The 17,684-nt window shown below is 40.9% G+C and carries 15 protein-coding genes; 2 read left to right on the forward strand and 13 right to left on the reverse strand.

The window, feature by feature from the left end:
• The first annotated feature begins 45 nt into the window (after positions 1–45).
• Positions 46–588, forward strand: coding sequence for an NADPH-dependent FMN reductase (locus tag AMD27_RS15900; RefSeq protein ID WP_067662463.1), 543 nt, complete (start codon positions 46–48; stop codon positions 586–588).
• Positions 589–902: 314 nt separating this feature from the next.
• On the opposite strand, the gene AMD27_RS15905 is transcribed toward AMD27_RS15900, so the two are convergent.
• Positions 903–2,201, reverse strand: a complete 1,299-nt coding sequence (locus AMD27_RS15905; RefSeq protein WP_228140682.1) for a glutamate carboxypeptidase — start codon at positions 2,199–2,201, stop codon at positions 903–905.
• Positions 2,202–2,329: 128 nt separating this feature from the next.
• Here AMD27_RS15905 and AMD27_RS15910 point away from each other — a divergent pair, with 128 nt between their 5' ends.
• Positions 2,330–3,277 carry an IS30 family transposase gene (locus AMD27_RS15910; protein WP_067656902.1) on the forward strand — a complete coding sequence of 316 codons (948 nt, stop codon included), beginning with the start codon at positions 2,330–2,332 and terminating at the stop codon, positions 3,275–3,277.
• A gap of 151 nt (positions 3,278–3,428) precedes the next feature.
• On the opposite strand, the gene AMD27_RS15915 is transcribed toward AMD27_RS15910, so the two are convergent.
• From AMD27_RS15915 to AMD27_RS15970, 12 genes are all read right to left on the reverse strand, one after another.
• Positions 3,429–3,695, reverse strand: coding sequence for a PAAR domain-containing protein (locus tag AMD27_RS15915; protein WP_067662469.1), 267 nt, complete (start codon positions 3,693–3,695; stop codon positions 3,429–3,431).
• 34 nt (positions 3,696–3,729) lie between these two features.
• Positions 3,730–4,500, reverse strand: coding sequence for an OmpA family protein (locus AMD27_RS15920; RefSeq protein ID WP_067662472.1), 771 nt, complete (start codon positions 4,498–4,500; stop codon positions 3,730–3,732).
• Positions 4,500–5,462 (reverse strand): type VI secretion system-associated protein TagF, encoded by a 963-nt coding sequence (gene tagF, locus AMD27_RS15925; protein WP_067662475.1) that lies wholly within the window; start codon positions 5,460–5,462, stop codon positions 4,500–4,502. Before tagF ends, AMD27_RS15920 begins: the two co-directional genes overlap by 1 nt.
• Before the next feature lie 49 nt (positions 5,463–5,511).
• Positions 5,512–9,372 carry a type VI secretion system membrane subunit TssM gene (gene tssM / locus AMD27_RS15930; RefSeq protein WP_067662478.1) on the reverse strand — a complete coding sequence of 1,287 codons (3,861 nt, stop codon included), beginning with the start codon at positions 9,370–9,372 and terminating at the stop codon, positions 5,512–5,514.
• 42 nt (positions 9,373–9,414) lie between these two features.
• The gene (locus AMD27_RS15935) at positions 9,415–10,830 is read right to left on the reverse strand and encodes a hypothetical protein (RefSeq protein ID WP_067662481.1); all 1,416 of its coding nucleotides are present in this window, start codon (positions 10,828–10,830) and stop codon (positions 9,415–9,417) included.
• Positions 10,827–11,822: a type VI secretion system baseplate subunit TssG gene (gene tssG / locus AMD27_RS15940; protein WP_067662484.1), complete on the reverse strand. Its 996-nt coding sequence runs from the start codon at positions 11,820–11,822 to the stop codon at positions 10,827–10,829. The genes AMD27_RS15935 and tssG overlap by 4 nt, the downstream gene beginning before the upstream one ends.
• Complete coding sequence (gene tssF / locus AMD27_RS15945) at positions 11,786–13,594, reverse strand: type VI secretion system baseplate subunit TssF (protein WP_067662487.1); 1,809 nt, start codon at positions 13,592–13,594, stop codon at positions 11,786–11,788. The genes tssG and tssF overlap by 37 nt, the downstream gene beginning before the upstream one ends.
• Before the next feature lie 15 nt (positions 13,595–13,609).
• On the reverse strand, positions 13,610–14,083 hold the full coding sequence (gene tssE / locus AMD27_RS15950; protein ID WP_067662491.1) for a type VI secretion system baseplate subunit TssE: 474 nt from the start codon (positions 14,081–14,083) through the stop codon (positions 13,610–13,612).
• Positions 14,084–14,159: 76 nt separating this feature from the next.
• Positions 14,160–14,663 carry an Hcp family type VI secretion system effector gene (locus AMD27_RS15955; protein ID WP_067662494.1) on the reverse strand — a complete coding sequence of 168 codons (504 nt, stop codon included), beginning with the start codon at positions 14,661–14,663 and terminating at the stop codon, positions 14,160–14,162.
• Positions 14,664–14,709: 46 nt separating this feature from the next.
• A complete protein-coding gene (gene tssC / locus AMD27_RS15960; RefSeq protein ID WP_067662498.1) occupies positions 14,710–16,191 on the reverse strand; it encodes a type VI secretion system contractile sheath large subunit in 1,482 nt (493 codons plus the stop codon).
• The gene (tssB, locus tag AMD27_RS15965) at positions 16,184–16,696 is read right to left on the reverse strand and encodes a type VI secretion system contractile sheath small subunit (protein ID WP_067662501.1); all 513 of its coding nucleotides are present in this window, start codon (positions 16,694–16,696) and stop codon (positions 16,184–16,186) included. The genes tssC and tssB overlap by 8 nt, the downstream gene beginning before the upstream one ends.
• A gap of 30 nt (positions 16,697–16,726) precedes the next feature.
• On the reverse strand, positions 16,727–17,389 hold the full coding sequence (locus AMD27_RS15970) for a hypothetical protein (protein ID WP_228140683.1): 663 nt from the start codon (positions 17,387–17,389) through the stop codon (positions 16,727–16,729).
• Positions 17,390–17,684 lie beyond the last annotated feature (295 nt).

Below are 17,684 nucleotides of genomic sequence, written 5' to 3' on the forward strand. Positions count from 1 at the left end.
TTTACAGTGTTAATTTAAAACCACAAGAAAAATCAGGATCATAGAATGAAAATTCACATTATTGTCGGCAGTGTGCGTGAAGGTCGTACTGCCATTAAAGTGGCACGTTGGATTGAAAGCAGTATCAAACAATATGATTTCAGCACTCTACAGGTTGAAATTGTCGATCTAAAAACATGGGATTTGCCTATTTTTGCTGGAGTAAATCCACCCCTTACCGACATTTATGATCAACCCAAACAGCAAGATTGGGCAGATAAAATCGCACAAGGCGATGCCTTTATTTTCATTAGTCCTGAATATAACCATGGTTATAGCCCTGCGCTTAAAAATGCTTTGGATTACTTAGGTAAAGAGTGGAATGGTAAACCTGCTGCTTATGTCAGTTATGGCGGTACCAATGGTTCGCGTTCGATTGATCAAATTCGTCAAGTGGCAACTCAGCTTGGCTTGGTGGATACCAATGCTGTGATTGAAATTCGGGATATTTTCACACGCTGTGCTGAACCTGAATTTAGTGCCAATCAATTTGATGAAAAAGCCTTAGAAAGTGCATTCAAAAAACTGATTCAATATGTGAGTGCTTAAATTCAGTGGCGATGTACGCTTTGGCGTACACACTATGGTGCATTTATTGACTATGCAGCACTTAATGATCGAACTATAGTAAAGACATACAGAGACAGGATGTCTCAACATCGAATAAAAAATAAAATTGCAGGAAGCAAATAGGTACAACAGGAGTTATACCGACATAACGAATCTAAAAAAGCCCGAACAGGATGTTCGGGCTTTTTTTATTGTCTATTGTATTTTGAGTCGCGCTATGAAGAAGCTGTATTGAACATAAGTCTAATACAGCTTCTCAACGGTCATGACTACTTAAATACGATCACGATTACTTACTTAGAGGCTTCAATAATTAAGCGCGTTGCAAGATATAACCGCGGCACAATACTGTCGATTAAAATGTATTCTGCATTGCTTGAATGCGCACCATCGCCAGAGAGTCCCACACCTTCTAAAACGGCTGCCTTAGACTTCAAACCTGCAAAGGCTGCATCTGTGCCACCGCCTGTTGGTTGACTTGACACAGTCAAAGGTATGTTTAGCTCATTTTTATAAATTTGTTGGGCCTTTTCTGCGAGTTTCTTTGAAGCATCATTTGCCGTGAGTGGCGGACGACGGACTTCAAATTTCACGTTCACCTGACTGTCAGAAAGCTTTTTATTTTTGACCTTTTCAATCAGTGTTTTCTCAACAGCAGTAAAATCTTCCACGCGAATCGCACGAACGTCTGCTTGCGCACTGGCTGAATCTGGAATCACATTACGGGTTTTCCCTGCTTGTGCAACCGTCCAATTCAGCTTTAAACCCGTTTGAGGATTGGATAAATTTTGTAGCTGTGCAATTTGATGGGACAGCTCAGTCAATGCATTGACCCCTGCCTCAGGCTTGACTCCAGCATGTGAAGCCTTGCCTTTAATGTCTAAATAAGCCGCGCCGATTCCACTGGTCGCCAGTCTTAAATGACCCTCCTTACCGCCCCCTTCAAATGACAGCACAATATCTTGATCTTGCCCAGTCTCAGTGATGAGTTGACGTGAAGCAGGTGAGCTAATTTCTTCATCGGAATTCAGTAATACGGTAATCGTACCGTAATTTTGATAGTTCAATTTCTTTAAACTATCGATGACATGCAAGATTGCAGCCACGCCTTGCTTGTCGTCAATAATACCTAAACCATAAGCTTTATCGCCTTCAACTTTAAAAGGTTGATCTTTTAACATGCCTTTTTCATAGACTGTATCCATGTGTGCGATCAACATGATTTTGCTTTTACCCTTGCCTTTCAGCACGGCTTTGACCATGGGGCCCATCTGCTCTGGCGTGTCATCCATTCGATAAATATTTTCGCTATTTTTAACGCTGACCTCTGCACCTGCCTGCTTTAAACGTGTAGCAACCATTTGAGCAATCTGGTTTAAACCTGCGATATCCTTACTGCCTGATTCAATCTGAACCAAGTCTTTTAAGGTGTTTAAGTAGATTGGCTTTTCCGCCTCAATGACTTTTTTAACTTGATCAGGGGCTGCAGCCATCACGCTCACAGATGACAAACCACTGATCAAACTCAGGGCAATGAATCGTGGTAGTGAAGGCTTGTTCAATTGAATATGGGTCGGTACTTTTTTCATCATGCTAACGTCCTGTTGTTATTTTCATTTCTCTTAGATTCTCAAACGAAGTGCAACAGAGATTAATTTTAGGTAGGAAGTAAAATGAGATAGCATTCTGCTTCCAGACCGACCAAAGTCAAAGTTGCATCATGAACTATACTCATCTTACCCAAGAAGAAAGATATCAGATTTATACATTACTACGCGAAGGTTTTTCTACGCGTCATATTGCCCTCAGATTGGCTCGTGCTCCCTCTACAATTTGTAGAGAGATCAAACGTAATCGTAATAGAAATGGCTACTTTGCTAAACATGCTCATAAACTGGCTAAAAGACGCCATATCTCGAATCATAGAACTGTAAGTTCCTCCCTATTGCAACAGATCGAAAGCTATCTTGCTTTGCAATGGAGTCCCGAACAAATCGCTTCTCACGTAGCTATCAGTATGCATTCAATCTATCGATATATTCAGCAAGATAAACTCAAAGGAGGCAGTCTTTATCTTCATTTACGTTTTAGAAATCAACGAAAAAGAAAGTATGGACAACCAGAAACTCGTGGGATGCTCAGTAACCGTAAAAGCATTCACGATAGGCCACACATCATTGAGAAGCGATCACGTTTTGGTGATTTAGAAATAGATACGATTGTGGGCAAAAATCAGCAGCAGTCTTTAGTTTCAATTGTAGATAGGAAAACAGGCTATCTTTGGTTAAAGAAATGTAGCACTCGCAAGAGTCAGGCGGTTTGTGAAGCCACTGTTGACTTGCTGGCTCCAATCAAAGAGAAGTTAAAGACGATTACTGCTGATAATGGCAAGGAATTTAGCCTACATGAACAAATCGCGAATGAACTGGAAATAGAATTCTACTTTGCAGATCCTTACAGTGCATGGCAGAGAGGCACAAATGAGAATACGAATGGTCTGATCAGGCAATACATCAGAAAAGGAAGTGATCTAAATAACTACACGGATGAATATATTTCAGAGATTACTAAGCGTTTGAATCATCGCCCAAGAAAAAGACTCGGATTTAAAAGTCCGAGTCAGGTATTACTCCAAGAACATGGTGTTGCACTTCAAGTGCTAATCTAAGTCTGTATTTAATGTCGTGCAAAAAGCAGTATGAATCAACCAATAATCTCAACTTTAATGTAAAGCTGTCATCGTTAAGAAACATGCAAAAAATGTGCAAAAAAAACTCCAAGTTCAACTTAGAGTTTTAATTTACCCATTTAGGAATTATTTAGTTCTGTCCAACGGTTAAGGACTGATTACCAATACATTTACAGCCACAAGACAGCGGAGAGTTGTGCTGTGCAGCTGGTTTGCCCATTACGACCATTTTGTTGTCACCTGCTACAATGGTCGCTGTGGTCTTGTGCTTTGGACAAGTAGCTTGATCACCCACACAGGCCACGGGTTTACCTTCAATCAAAAAAGATTGATTGGCGGTAATTACTTTGCCACCACCCGTTGTGGGCGAACCCATCGTAATATACGGAAATGCCATCAAATTTTCCTTATTGTTATAAATGAATTGGGGCTTATAACACCTCAAATTCAATACGGCGATTTTTCTTACGTCCTTCAGGACTTGCATTATCTGCAACAGGTTTATCTGCACCTAAACCTTCGGTACTCAAACGTGTCGCTGCAATGCTTTTAGAAATTAAATATTGTTTCACTGCATCTGCACGCTGTTGACTCAACATTTTATTTTTATCAGGATTACCTTGACTGTCGGTATGCCCAATAATTTTGACATTTTTGCCCTGAACCCGATTTAACGCAACCACCATCTCGTCTAAGATTTGTGTGCCTGCAGGTAAAAGTACAGCACTGCCTGATTCAAATTCAATAATACGATTCTTCAATGCATTATCAATCACCGCCTGCTCAGCTTGGTTGACCGACAGTTGCGAACTAAAACGATAAGGCGCCGTCACCAAGCTTTGAAAATTGCTGGTAAAGGGCTGAATCTCCGCTTGATTCAACATTTTTCCAGACAAATCTACCTGCGTACCACGCACACTGAGTTTACCTTGAGACACTTTTTTCAAATCTGGTGTAATCACCCGCGTGACTGAATCACTCCAACCATTGGGCGCAGCAACGGGTCTGACCTGAATCTTGTCAATGATTTGGTCTTCGTTATACACCGAACGCATTTTCACCAAGATCGCTTGTTTACTGGTTTCATTCGGCACGACCCCTTCAACCACGATATCTCTAGCAAAGCTTAAACTGCTCAGACTCAAGGCGAAACATAGACTGCTCAGCTTCAAAGCAGTGATCATTTTTGTATTTATCTTCATTATGATTCTTCTATAAAGGTTTGTCTAAACAGTTTCATGCCCTGATTCAGACTGAGTTGTCGTTCGCACAGACCTTGTTCGAGCGCTGCCAAGCCTGCATTTTGCTCCAAATACGGATCGATCCACTGTGCTTGAACCAAAGACACCCAATGCTCATTTTGCATATTTTGGGTAAAAATATCACTCAAAGCTTCAATGTCTGCACCTTGAAAACCAAACAACAGGACGGGATTATCTGAATGCAAAATCCCGATCAACACTTCAGTATTGTGTTTAGACAAGAATCTAGAAATCAAGCTCACCCAGAAGGCCGCCAACTCATAACAATAGCTTGGATTGTTAATCGGTAAAATCAGCACTTTATTGAGTTTTTCAGTGCCATGTTTAAGCACAGGTTGCAGCAGTAAGCCCAAACCAATCATGCTTTGGGCAAGCTCATAAACACTGATTTTCATCAGCTGCGCAAAAGAATGCATGGTGTGATTTTCAAAAAATCCACTGGTCTCTTGAGCATCTAAAACCTGAATTTCACCTTTGAGCTTGGCCAATTTATCCAGCAAAATATCTGGGTCACTGACCGTGCGAAGGATACGATTTTTTTGAAATAAATCGATCAATACAGGTTTATAACTATAAGGTGCAAACAACAGGTTTTGAAACGGCGACTTAACTTCAATTAAGTGGCTCAGCACCATCGGAAATTGACGACCTGAGCTGTCTTGACTGGTAATTAAGTTTGCCGTTAAGAACATATTTTCTTTGGGATTAGCAATAAAGAAATCCAAAGATGCCAATGAACGATAGCGCTGATCAAATTCAGGATGCTTCATGGCATGTTCTAAGGCTTCCGTAATCCACTGATCAATCACTTGAATCAGTGCATACTGACCTTTGGTTTTGAGGAAGTCACCTCGTGCAGGGCTTTTGCCATAATATAAAGGCGTGGTTTTTAGCACGTGCATAGGGCTACTCCATTGGGGTTCAACATTCGCGTCACTGCTGGGTATTGAATCATGGGTTCGCAGCTCCTCGTGTTGCATTTTGAAGCGCTGCGGTTGTATTTGGATTGGCAACAGGTGCCGCAGGTGTTGGGGTCGGTGCTTGCTGCGCCGATACCACACGTACTGTGGCTTTGTTGGTGGTGACTTTATCCACCAATTGCACGCCGTTTAAATCACGGTTGGAACCGACACCCGTGCCACCTTGACCTGAATTGCCACTGATCAGACGGAAGTTGACCTTCACTGCAACGGACGGCTGCTGTGCACTGGCCCATGTCATCTCGACCACGCCACCTTGCTCGCGGCGCTGTGAAGAATCGATTAGGCGGTTAATGCCGTATTCACCAGGTGCATCAAAAATCGTATGCGTTTTACCTTCTAAATCAACGGCGGTAATACGTGCACCTGGAATTGCACCTGCATTTGGCCAAACAAAATTCACCCACTGTTGAATCCCATTTTCAAAGACCAAACGCTGTCCATCAATATCAATGGTGTAAGACAGTAATTGCGGGTTAGGCAATGGATAGAACTGGAAGTTAGACTGATTCGCAGCCGCTGGTGCAGGTGTCGTACCTTGACCCAATGTTCCAGTCGCCACACCATTGAGTGGTGCAACATAGCGCTGAAAATTCATTACAAACTGTGGATTTAAGATAATCCCTTGCTCTTTCCATGTTTTAGAGGTCAAGGTATAACCACGACGAATCACAAAGGGATCCAGTGTCTCTTTAATAAAGTTGGCAATGCTACCGCCCTCACCGAAGATTTGACCAATTTCACCACTGGTGGCTTGAATGCTTGCTGACGAATTAAACGGCACTTTTTGGCTTAACGTTTGCGTAAAGGGTTGATACGCTTGCATCGTCCACAATTTATTAATTTCGTCTTGCGTCGGTGGAATGAGACTTTCAAAAGATGCCGTCAGTGGGCTCACCAACAGTTTTTGCACCATTTTATTGTCAATATTATTCAGACCTACAGATAACTTTTCATCGACCAATTTCTGCGTGGTATTAAATACAGAGGTTTGTTCATTGATGGTTTGCTTGACCAATGCCATCGCATTTGGACCAATATCACCGGCATTACGTAAGTCATTAAACTTACTACGCACTTGCGCCAAACTTGCCAAGTATTCATCTAATAGTGATTTGTTTTCTTGGTCATCACGTTTACGCACCAACTGATAGAACACATTAAATTCTTTCGAAATTGGACCTTGCGCTTGGGTTGCTGCACGCTCGGCGACATTGGCGGCATCTTGACGCAGGACTTTGCGCTTAAACCAAGCCACAAAGCCGGTTTGTGGCGCTGCCAGCTCTGCCAACACCACAGGATTATCCCAACTGGTTTCTTTGGCTGTGCGTTCAATCAAAATACGAATCGGTGAATTTTGCGGTTCACCCAACAAATCAATCGATTTATGCTGCTGCGCAAAATCAGCTTGTTTGGCATAGTAAATGCCATTTAAAAATTTACGCCATTCAGCAATATATTCTTTTTTATAAACATCGGTCAATTGACGACGAATCTGATCAGGGCTGCCGCTGAAGGTTAAGTCATCCGATTGATTGCTGTTCAGTACCCAATCACGTGAATCGGTTGGGCTGTTTGCTGCTTCATCAATCGCTTTTTCAACGTATTCACTCCATGCTTTTTGTGTGAATACGCCCGGTAAAGCGTATGAACCCAGCACCACAGCGCGGTTAGGCTCACCCACAATTTGCGCTGTAGTGACCGCTGGGTAACGCACTGCTGCACGCATTTTAATTTCATTATAAACACGATCACGCGCAGGCATCCCTTTCATCACAGCAAGTAACACTTGACGGCTTTGGTCGACCAATTGCGAATCTGAGTCTAGTTTCGGGAATTTTTGATCATTGGCTAAGGTCATCGCATAGGTCAGCACTTGCTCAGCTTTTTGAATCATTTCACCGCGTGGCATTTGACCCCGATTGGCATCGAGCCATGAACGCCAAAAACGGGTGACTTGATCACTTAAATGCCCTGCTTCCATATATTGAGGATTACTCATCATCAAGTAAGCTTTTAGAGCATTGTAGGCATCTTGCGGATTGGCATCTGAAGGCTCAAGATTGGTTTGCGCAGGACGTGCGCCTGCCACCTGTTGTACATCTACATTCACGTGATTCGATCTTAAGGTCGCTTCATTGCCTTTCACGCGTTGTAAAAACTGCGCTATATTTTGTTGCGATGGCTCTAAAACTATTTGACGAATACCATTTAAGTATTCGGTTTTTAATTTTTCGCGTAAATCATTGCCTTGATATAAACCAAAACCAAATTTCAATGGACGATTTTCATCAAAACCATCGAGCTGCTCTAAACGCTGCTGAAGCACCAACAATGCATCCAATTGAGTCGAGAGATTTTGACCCGATGCTTGTTCCATTTGTACGACTTTATTTAAATCTGCTTGAACGTCTGCAATCAGTTGCTGGTTATTTCGGTAGGACCATACCCACAGTCCCAAAATCACCGACACGCCCAATAACGCTGCAATAAAGCTCAAATAACGCTGACGCTTTTTGCCCGGATTAATATGCTGCTTGACCAAGTTTTTGTCTTTTAAGATCACATCCGAAAACAGACCTTTTAAGAAATAACCATGGTTTTGCGATACCGAATTTTTCGGGATGCCGTGTTCACTGTTCGGGATTTTATTTAAATTAAACTCTTGAGCAATTTGCTCAGTCATTGGACTTTCAATCACGCCTTCTTGCAGTGCACTGGTAAAATAAAAGCCACGGAAAACCGGTTTAAACTGATAAGGATTTTCTTCAAACAAAGTCCCAATAAAGGTTTTTAGCGCAGGTTTAAGCGTCTTAAACTCTAAAGGAAAGGTCATCACACTCGGTGAGATATTTTGTGCATGGCGACGACTTAAATGCGTGGTACTGACGCTCTTCAAGCCATCATATAAAATATTGTAATGCTGCTCGAACAGCTCTACCGCATTGTTGGATGAATCTGGATTATAAGGAAGTGTTGCGCCCCACACCTGATCAAACTCGTCTTGATCATAACAGTCAAAAAATTCGGTGAACCCTGCAATTAAGTCCATTTTAGAAAAGACCAAATACACCGGTGCAAAAATCTCTAAGCGTTCAGTTAAATCTTGAATACGTGCGCGTAAGTTCTTTGCCAGCTTGAGTGATTTTTCAGGACTTTGACTGATTAATTCAGCAATACTGACCGTGACAATTAAACCGTTAATCGGTGCTTTAGAACGATTTTTTTTCAATAAGTTTAAAAAGCCGATCCACTCTGAATGATCTTCTGAATACACAGAATAACGCCCTGCAGTATCCAGCAATACACCTTCCGTGGAGAAAAACCAGTCACAGTTACGTGTACCACTTAAACCAGAAGATACTGCGCTTTGATGCGTCTCTTCAAAAGGGAATTTTAAACCTGAGTTATAAATGGCAGAACTTTTACCTGCAGCTGGGTTACCAATGACCATATACCATGGCAATTCATATAAGGCTGCGTTGCCTTTTTTATCGCCCAGTTTTGACTTTCGAATCAGCTGAATTGATTCTTTCATTTGTTGATTGACTAATGAAAGTTCATCTTTATCTTTTTGTTTTCCGTATTCAGCTTGGGTATCTTTCTCAATGGCTTCAGCCAGTTCTTCACCTTGCTGTTCATTACGACGACGTTGAATAAACCAATAGATGCCATAAGCGATCAAACCGATCACATAAGCGGCCGCCAAAGGCCAAAAATACTGTCTTGGAATGGTGTTATAGGCAGAGACCAACGCAACAAACAAAGACAATGCAATGATTGCCTTTGGATTGGTCACGTACTGCCATACATAGCCTAAAATTATATACATGAGTTTCTCATTCTTTTATTAAACTTTACAAAATAGGTTAGATCAAACAGCAACTTCGTCACCTTCTATGTCACCTTCTATTTTTTCAATGAAGCTTTGGGTATGCTGTTGTTCACAGCAATACACCAATGTGACGAGGTCATCTGGGGCTTGCAGGGCGAGCATAAATCCAAAAACTTTGGCGATATTTTCCGTCTGACCAAGACTTTGCTTCATAAATAAATAATGGTGCTGTTCTATCGGGGTTTGTGCAAAATTGTGCTCTAAATGCTTTACCACTTTTAAATCTGTGATATCGTCCAGTTGCATCACAAAAGGCTGTTCTTGTTGATATTGTTCAAGCTTTTCATAATTTAGGTGTTGCAACGTATTGGAAAGCTGAGCTTCATTCAACGCTATTTTTATCATTTTTTGTGGCAACAATTCATTTATTAACACTGATGTCGCGGCTAGACAACAACTTCCAATAAATTCAGACGGAATATAATGCTCAGACACCCATGTTTTTTCATCCACTATGTCTTGATCAATTTCTGAGTCCACCGCCAATATCAAGCTGACCGTATCTGGGCTCTTTTCAATCTGCTGTAACAAGTCCAACCAGTTTTTATAGGCGGTTTCTTTACCCCAATAATGAAACTCCACGTGGAACTTCTGCGGAATATAACCCAAGCTAATTAAGAACTGCTCAATTTGCTCTTGGGTATCACTCTCATCCCAAGTATGTAAAACATCTTCAGCTAAAATCAAATGAATCTGCAGCTGGTTCAAGCGCGCAACCTGCTCTGCCCTTCTGTCTAAAGTCGGCTCATCATCGACTTCTGCATGAGGATCAATCCAAGCGGGATGCATACGATACTCTTGCACCAACTGACCTTCATAAAATAGGGAAGATTTTTTTAGATGTTCTGCCACCTGCCACAAGGTTTGGCTCTGATGTTCTAATTGCTGTTTTATGAGCGCGCTGATGCGACATTGACGAGCGCTAAGCGATGTAAAGTCGTCTTCGTTCTCATCACCCAGTAAATCGTCTAAATCTGCAATCCGATAACTTAAAATAGGCAAACCATAGCCGTTTTGTAGCTTTTGATCCAATTCAGCACTTTTAAAGTTTTTGATTTCATCCCAAATTGAGTCATTCTCACCTAAAGCACTCAATGCACCGCTGGAAAACACATTTAAATGTAACCACTCAATTTGCTCTGGCGCAAGCTGCACGGTGTCATCTTGTTCACTTGCCAGTGTCGGATTATTTTTCTTTTCTTGTTGTTCTTGATACCACTTTTTAATCAGAAATGGCATGACCATGAGGAAGGTCAGTGCAAAAGGAATTAAACCAAAAAAAATCAATAAATCTTGGGTCGCGGGGTCATAATTGACATCACGCCAATACAACACCACTATGCTGGACACTAAAATAAAAACAGTGGCAAAAACGCCTAAAATAATTTTGATCATGATGCCACCCCAAGTAGTGCATAACGAGTTTCACCATTATCTTTTGGCGTATCCAGCATTAAAAAAGCCCCTTGATTTAAACCAAAGAATTGCGATGAACTTAAACAAATCGGTTGAACTTCTTTCTGATCTAAAATTAAACGCACATCAACCAAGAGTGTTGGACTACACCAGCTCTGCAACAAACTTTTCAACTTTTTACTGGCTTTTTGGTTCGGCAGAAAATCCAAATAGGCTTTGCGGCTTAAGGGTCCAATTTGAATTTCAATCTTGCCATCAATCTGTTTAATGCTTTCCCCACAGAAGGTATTGATCCCCAGCAAACTTGGATTTTTGCCGCCTAAAACGGTACGCTGCTCGTCTGCCAACTTAAACTTTTCTTCGATGAACTCCTGCACAGCCACATTTTGATTAAATACACGGGTTAACATGGTTTTCAACGCATGTGCGGTATTGTTTTGTCCCTGCATTAAACCTGCAAATTCGGCGAAATAATCATCTAACTCAACTTGCTGGTGTTGCTCGCTCACATAGCCATTGAGTGCATGTAAAATATTTAAATAATGGTTTTCATTTTCAATTTCATATCGAACAGGCAAGTTATAGGTCATACACGAGTCAACATATTGCGCCGTGAGCTTATGATTAAATAGACCTAAAAACTTGACTGTTTCTTTACGCTGGATACGTGAGGCTTGTTTGACTTTGTTGGTATAGGTATAAGGTAAAGCACCTTGCATACCCGTCAGACCAACCATTAAGTTGGTCAAATGTACTCGCTCATCTACAATCGATAGCGATTCAATCTCAGTTTTCGGAAAATTCAGCTCTAGTGAGGACTCAAAGCTAAATTCGTCTGCCCAATATTTTAAATGCTGCTGATAAGGCACATGACGCAAAACTCGCGTACTTTGAACCAGCTCAAATGCTGTCGGGACTTTGAATAACTCATCCGTTACAGAAGCTTCTTGCCACCAACGTTCTGAACGCATTGGTATAACTCCTGCTGAGAATGAACATCAAAAATTACCACATCGACAAAACTGTTCATTTGAACTTTCAAATTAAACACATGGCTCAATAACTGACTAAAAATATATAAACTGTGACCGCGGAAAACCTGCTCATCAATATGTAAGCTCACTTTGACCCCGCGGACAAACATCGGGAAAGGTTTGGCTTCGACCAATTTATGCGTTAAGCCAAATTCGACTTGTTTAATCGCATCAATCAGCAAATGATTTTCTTTGGTTTTAGGCAGGTTATATAGCTCGAGTAATTCTTTAACGTGACTGACCGCATCACCTTTCATCAGTGCCAAAGTGTTCAGCGATAGATGTGAAATAATGCGCCACTGTTCTTTTTGATTTTGTTCAAACTGATGCGGTAAGCTCGGACGCTTAAGCACCAAAGCACGGCGCGCAAGGCTACTGTCATTTAAGTTCAAAATATTATTGGATTGACTCAACGCTTCATGCGGCAGATTACGGTTAGAACAGAGTAATTTGGTACTGATAAAATCAGATTTGGTGTCATACGGGGTTAAATGTTTTGAGATAATCGAATAACCCGTCTCGACATATTTGCTGTGCAATTGTGCGGGATTCAAAGCATAAAAAAATTGCACTTTTTCATCATGATAATGACTCATCGCAAAAAAAGGCAAAATAGGAAAGAACACTTGATCCTGATTGGTTTTCTCACGGATCATGTTCATCTCAATGATCGAATAGACTTGATAAAACTCAGGATGATGGGCGTCTGTTAACAGCGGATATTCGAGCTGTTTATGATTAATTTTCTGGGGTTCTGCACTTTTTTCAAATAAATTGATGGCGGGTGTGCTAAACAGCTTAAAGTTGGCAATGTTGAGTTCCGAATAGTTTCGAATCACTGCTTGATCATTTAAATTCAATTTAAAATGAATCTGAATTTCGAAGTTTGATTGCTCTTTAATGATGCCTTTGAGCACACTCAAATCAAGATTTAAAAAATTATATTTTTCAGAAAAACAGAAATACTCCATCAATAACCGATAAGCGTGATGAGTATGCTGATCAATGGGTAATAGACTTTGTGTTTCATCAAAACCCATGACTGTAAATGGGTTGTTAATTTCAACTGCACGATTGCCGACTTTAATTGAAAAGCCCGTGCTGGATTTAAAAATACTGTCTAAAACTTGCAGTGGAAAATTTGAAATTGCATCTAGATAAATGGGCAATTTTTCATTGACCAGCCAGGTCTGTGCTTGGTTAAAAATTTCAAAACCCAAAACCAAAGTTGCATTTTGATTCAAATGCATATGCGCCGTAGGATTGGTCTTAAAGTTTAAATGACTAAGTGAAATGGGTAAAAGTTTGACGTCTTGCGTGGTGTTAAATTCACATTGCACACCCTTAAAACTCCGCGACTTCAACGTGGTCTGTTGCGGAATGAAATGCGCTTCTGTCAGCTGTTTGACTTTATTCAGGTCTTCAAAGCTCACCACCGTACAGCCAGGAAAATGGCGCAGATACTGAGGAAACATCACTTCAAATAAAGCACGTGTAAACACGTCATAGCTGTCTGCGAGTTTTTTATCGACTCGTGCAGCAATGAGCGAAAATGCTTGAATCAACCGTTCGATATGAGGATCGTCAATTTGCTCTTGGTTCAGTGACAGTCGCTGCGCTATTTTTGGATATTTTTGTGCAAACTCACGGGACTGCTGACCAAACTCTTGTAACTGTTTCTCATAATACGGTAAAAGTTCTTCTATCACGGGATCCCCAATCGTTTAAGATCTTGCAGAAATTACATATTGTTGTGTAGTAGGTTTTAATAAGGCATCAAAGACAACAGGTTCATATAAGGGATGGATGTTTAAATAGGCTTGAATGCTTAGACATAACGACCCCATATTATGTCCATCCAATAACATCTCTACTTTAATCTGGGTTAAACGAGGTTCATGCGCGGCAATCGATTGTTCAATCGATTGACAGATTTTGTCCCGATCGGCGGGGTTGGCGGTGGAAAGACCCACAAAATCAATAATGCCAAACTGTAAAATGGATTTCTTCACCAAAGGAAAATCATCGATTTGTTCTAATTTTGCCATCCGGCTATTGAGTAAATCTTCTAAATCGTGAGCGACAGATTCTCGCAGCTCTTGTATGGATAAACCCTTGAGCTGTTCGTCATCATTGGTAATCAAGCGATCAAATAAAGTCGACCTGAAACCAAAAGGATATAAATGATCTAAATTCATTCTATTTTAAAACATCAATTCATGAGAAATAGAGGCTAACTTGACGTTAACCTCTATCTCGAACCACAATCTAAAATTACGCAGCGTAAGACGCTGTGTTATTCGAAAGTGACCATTTTTTAGTAACAGCACCTTTTGCAGTACCGTTAATATCTTGTTGATTATAGGTCCACTCAACCGCAGCATACTTCAGACCGAATGCTTCAGTTGGTACGCCTTCTTCATTTACAGTCGGTGTTACGCTTGAAACAAGAACGTGTTTCAATTTGATTTGTAAATACTTGATACGCTTATCGCCGTTTGCACGGTAGTAATCAATCTGAACTTCATCAAATGTGTAACCTGCTGAACATGCTTCCCAAAGTTTAGGACTTGTTGCATCCAAATCTTTGACAAAAATCATGTCAGAATGTTCAACACGTTCCGCAGTATGACCACCAACGCTTGAAGAAGTCGCTGATTTAGGCTGACGAATGTTGTGAGACCAAGAATTTACTTCAAGCCAATCTTTGTGCTCAGTGTCACGAGATTCGCCATCAACTTTGTATTTTCCTCGAAATTGAACATATATATCTTTCATTGAAGATTTCCTGTTTTATTTAACATTATTATAAAGTTGCCCTATTTTAAGTAGAGGACTGAGGGAGCTCAGTGACAAGTCGCAGAGAAACAGACAACTCATCCAACTGGAAGTGTGGTCTTAAGAAAACGACCGATTTGTAGTGACCCGGTTGTGCTGGGTCTTCTACAACTTTTACCGATGCTTCACGAAGCGGGTATTGTGCTTTGGCTTCTTGTGAAGCACCATCATCCAGCAACACATATTGTGATAACCATTCATTTAAGAATGTTTCCACATTACCTGCTGAAGCAAAGCTTCCGACTTTGTCACGCATCATGGCTTTTAAATAATGCGCAATTCGTGAAACAGCCATAATGTATTGAATTTGGCTCGACAATGCAGAGTTGGCATTGGCTGTATCACTGTCGTATTTCTTCGGTTTTTGAGCAGATTGCGCACCAAAGAAGGCTGCATAATCTGTATTTTTACAGTGAACCAAAGGAATAAAACCAAGGTCACTTAATTCTTTTTCACGGCGGTCGGTGATCGCAACTTCTGTTGGGCATTTGAAGACGACTTCACCATCGTTGGTTTTAAAGGTATGAACTGGTAAACCTTCAACCAATCCACCACCTTCGACACCACGAATAGCAGCACACCAGCCATGCATATCAAATGCATTGGTTAAGCGTGTACCAAAACCATAGGCTGCGTTCATCCATAGATATTCATCATGATTTTCGCCGGTCACTGACTCTACAAAGTTAAAGCCTTCAGTTGCCCAGCCCTCTTTGGGATCATAAGGCAAACGACCGAGTACGCGTGGCAATGTCAATGCAACATAGCGCGAATCAGCACTTTCACGGAACGAGCGCCATTGCACGTATTCTGCAGTCTCGAAAATCTTAGACACATCACGTGGACGGTCAATATCGGTGAAAGACTCAAGCCCCAAGATTGATGGACTCGCAGCCGAAATAAACGGCGCATGTGACGCAGCGGCTACATGTGAGATTTGCTCAAGCAAATACATATCTGATGGGGTACGATCAAACTCGAAGTCACCAATTAAGGTGGCATACGGTGCACCACCGAATGAGCCAAATTCTTCTTCATAGACTTTTTTGAACAGTGTGCTTTGGTCAAAGTCCGTTGCACCCTGGAAATCTTTCACCAACTCTTTTTTTGTTGTATTTAACATCCGAATTTTAATGAGCGGATTTGATGGTGTTTCTTGGCAGAAATAATACAGACCGCGCCAAGTCGACTCAATTTTTTGAAATTGTTCATGGTGCATGATTTTGCTAAGCTGAGCTGAAATCATGGCATCAATTTCAGCAATACGCTTATCGATTGACACCGTCATATTTTCAGAAACCGTAATGGTTCCAGCCATGACTTCTTTGGCAAGCTCACCAATTAAGCTTTTGGCACGAACATGCTCATCATCATTACGTGCAATACGACTTTGTTCCACAATCGAGTCTAATAAACTCGATTCTTCAGTAGCAACATTAGATGCTGTAGCAGCTTGTAGATTACTCATGATCATCTGCTCCTGCTTCAGCGCTCATTTTACGAATTTGATCCGTGTTTTTAAGCACTTCATCCAGTAAATCTTCTAAACGTTCGCTATTCGAAATTTTGTTACGCAAATCCGATAAACGTTCACGTGCATCTACGAGTTTACGCAGTGGATCCACCTGCTGAACCACATTTTCAGGTCGGAAGTCCGCCATAGAGTTAAACGTTAAATCAACCCCCATGCGACCGCCTTCTTCAGAAATCGTGTTTTCAACTTGAAATGAAGCTCGCGGTGCTAAAGACTCCATCACTTCATCAATATTCTCTAAATCAACATTGATAAATTTTTTGTCTTTGAGTTTGGTTTTTTCAAGCTCGGATGCTGCAGAGAAATCCCCTAAAACACCGACCACAAATGGCAACTCTTTCACTTCTTTACCGTCGCCAATTTCAACGTCATAGGTCAATTGCACACGCGGTGGTCGGATGCGTTGTAATTTTTTTTGTACACTTTCACGCTTAGCCATAATATTTTCCTAAATTAAATTATTCGTTTCTTATTTCTGTGACAAAGACCCAAATGGATTAGCACGCTGAGGCTGTGTAGCTGGTTTCGCTGCCGGAGCCTGAGTACGCACAGGCGTGGTGTTACGCTGAGTTTGACGCGTACGTGTTGCTGCTATATTACGGCGCTGCGTTGTTGCTGCACGTTGTGTTGTCCGTGTTCTACGCACTTCGACAGGCTTTGGCGGCTCTTCGACTTTAGCTTCAATCACCGTTAATGGTTTTGCTTTTTTCACAGCATCATTGAGCGCAATCGCGTGCGCATAGGTTTCATCTGTCAAATAACGAACTTCAGCACCACGCATTTGAGTTAGTGCCTCATTAGCAATACCAATGCCCGCTAAAAATTTCACATCCGTTAAGGTCGAGTGTTGAATATTATTAGCATTCAATTCATTGACCAATCGAAGAGCTTTATCGTTTCTGCCAATTTTTTGGAATTGCTGTGCGGCTTGGGCCAAATAACCATTTTTATTGTCTTTATTTTTTTTATCACAAACTTGAGCATAAATTTGCAACAGCGTCGCGTCTGTTTCCCCAGCCACCAAAGGATTATCTTTCACACAGCTTTTCTTAAGTTCAACTTCATCTGCATAGGCCATTGAACCGAAAGTTGAACACAACAAAAATGTTGTGAATAGGATACTATTTTTCAAAATATGCCTCTTTTTTTTAAATACTAGATTCTATAATTTTTGCCGAATTGAAGGATTTCAACCACCCCAAACTCACCAAAAAAGAATTCGTATTATTTATATTGCTTAAAATTTAACTAGAAAAACGTTATATACGTCAAGGTAATTCGTGTCATTGTAGTGATACAATTATCATATTTCAGTTACAAAATTATATAGTTTCGTTGTAGTTTGATACTTAACTATGGTTTTTTTCTGAAAAATAATTATGTAGAATAAAACTTAAGGCTTTAAAAGCTAATATTAAAAACCGTTG

This window comes from Acinetobacter sp. TGL-Y2 (genome assembly GCF_001612555.1).
Taxonomy (GTDB): domain Bacteria; phylum Pseudomonadota; class Gammaproteobacteria; order Pseudomonadales; family Moraxellaceae; genus Acinetobacter.

Bases quoted from the DNA above. Each gene is read 5' to 3' on its own strand.
- AMD27_RS15900 (WP_067662463.1), top strand. From the start codon at position 46: ATGAAAATTCACATTATTGTCGGCAGTGTGCGTGAAGGTCGTACTGCC.
- tssC (WP_067662498.1), bottom strand. From the start codon at position 16,191: ATGAGTAATCTACAAGCTGCTACAGCATCTAATGTTGCTACTGAAGAA.
- tagF (WP_067662475.1), bottom strand. From the start codon at position 5,462: ATGCACGTGCTAAAAACCACGCCTTTATATTATGGCAAAAGCCCTGCA.
- tssE (WP_067662491.1), bottom strand. From the start codon at position 14,083: ATGAATTTAGATCATTTATATCCTTTTGGTTTCAGGTCGACTTTATTT.
- AMD27_RS15905 (WP_228140682.1), bottom strand. From the start codon at position 2,201: ATGATGAAAAAAGTACCGACCCATATTCAATTGAACAAGCCTTCACTA.
- AMD27_RS15910 (WP_067656902.1), top strand. From the start codon at position 2,330: ATGAACTATACTCATCTTACCCAAGAAGAAAGATATCAGATTTATACA.
- tssM (WP_067662478.1), bottom strand. From the start codon at position 9,372: ATGTATATAATTTTAGGCTATGTATGGCAGTACGTGACCAATCCAAAG.
- AMD27_RS15955 (WP_067662494.1), bottom strand. From the start codon at position 14,663: ATGAAAGATATATATGTTCAATTTCGAGGAAAATACAAAGTTGATGGC.
- AMD27_RS15935 (WP_067662481.1), bottom strand. From the start codon at position 10,830: ATGATCAAAATTATTTTAGGCGTTTTTGCCACTGTTTTTATTTTAGTG.
- AMD27_RS15920 (WP_067662472.1), bottom strand. From the start codon at position 4,500: ATGAAGATAAATACAAAAATGATCACTGCTTTGAAGCTGAGCAGTCTA.
- tssG (WP_067662484.1), bottom strand. From the start codon at position 11,822: ATGCGTTCAGAACGTTGGTGGCAAGAAGCTTCTGTAACGGATGAGTTA.
- tssB (WP_067662501.1), bottom strand. From the start codon at position 16,696: ATGGCTAAGCGTGAAAGTGTACAAAAAAAATTACAACGCATCCGACCA.
- AMD27_RS15915 (WP_067662469.1), bottom strand. From the start codon at position 3,695: ATGGCATTTCCGTATATTACGATGGGTTCGCCCACAACGGGTGGTGGC.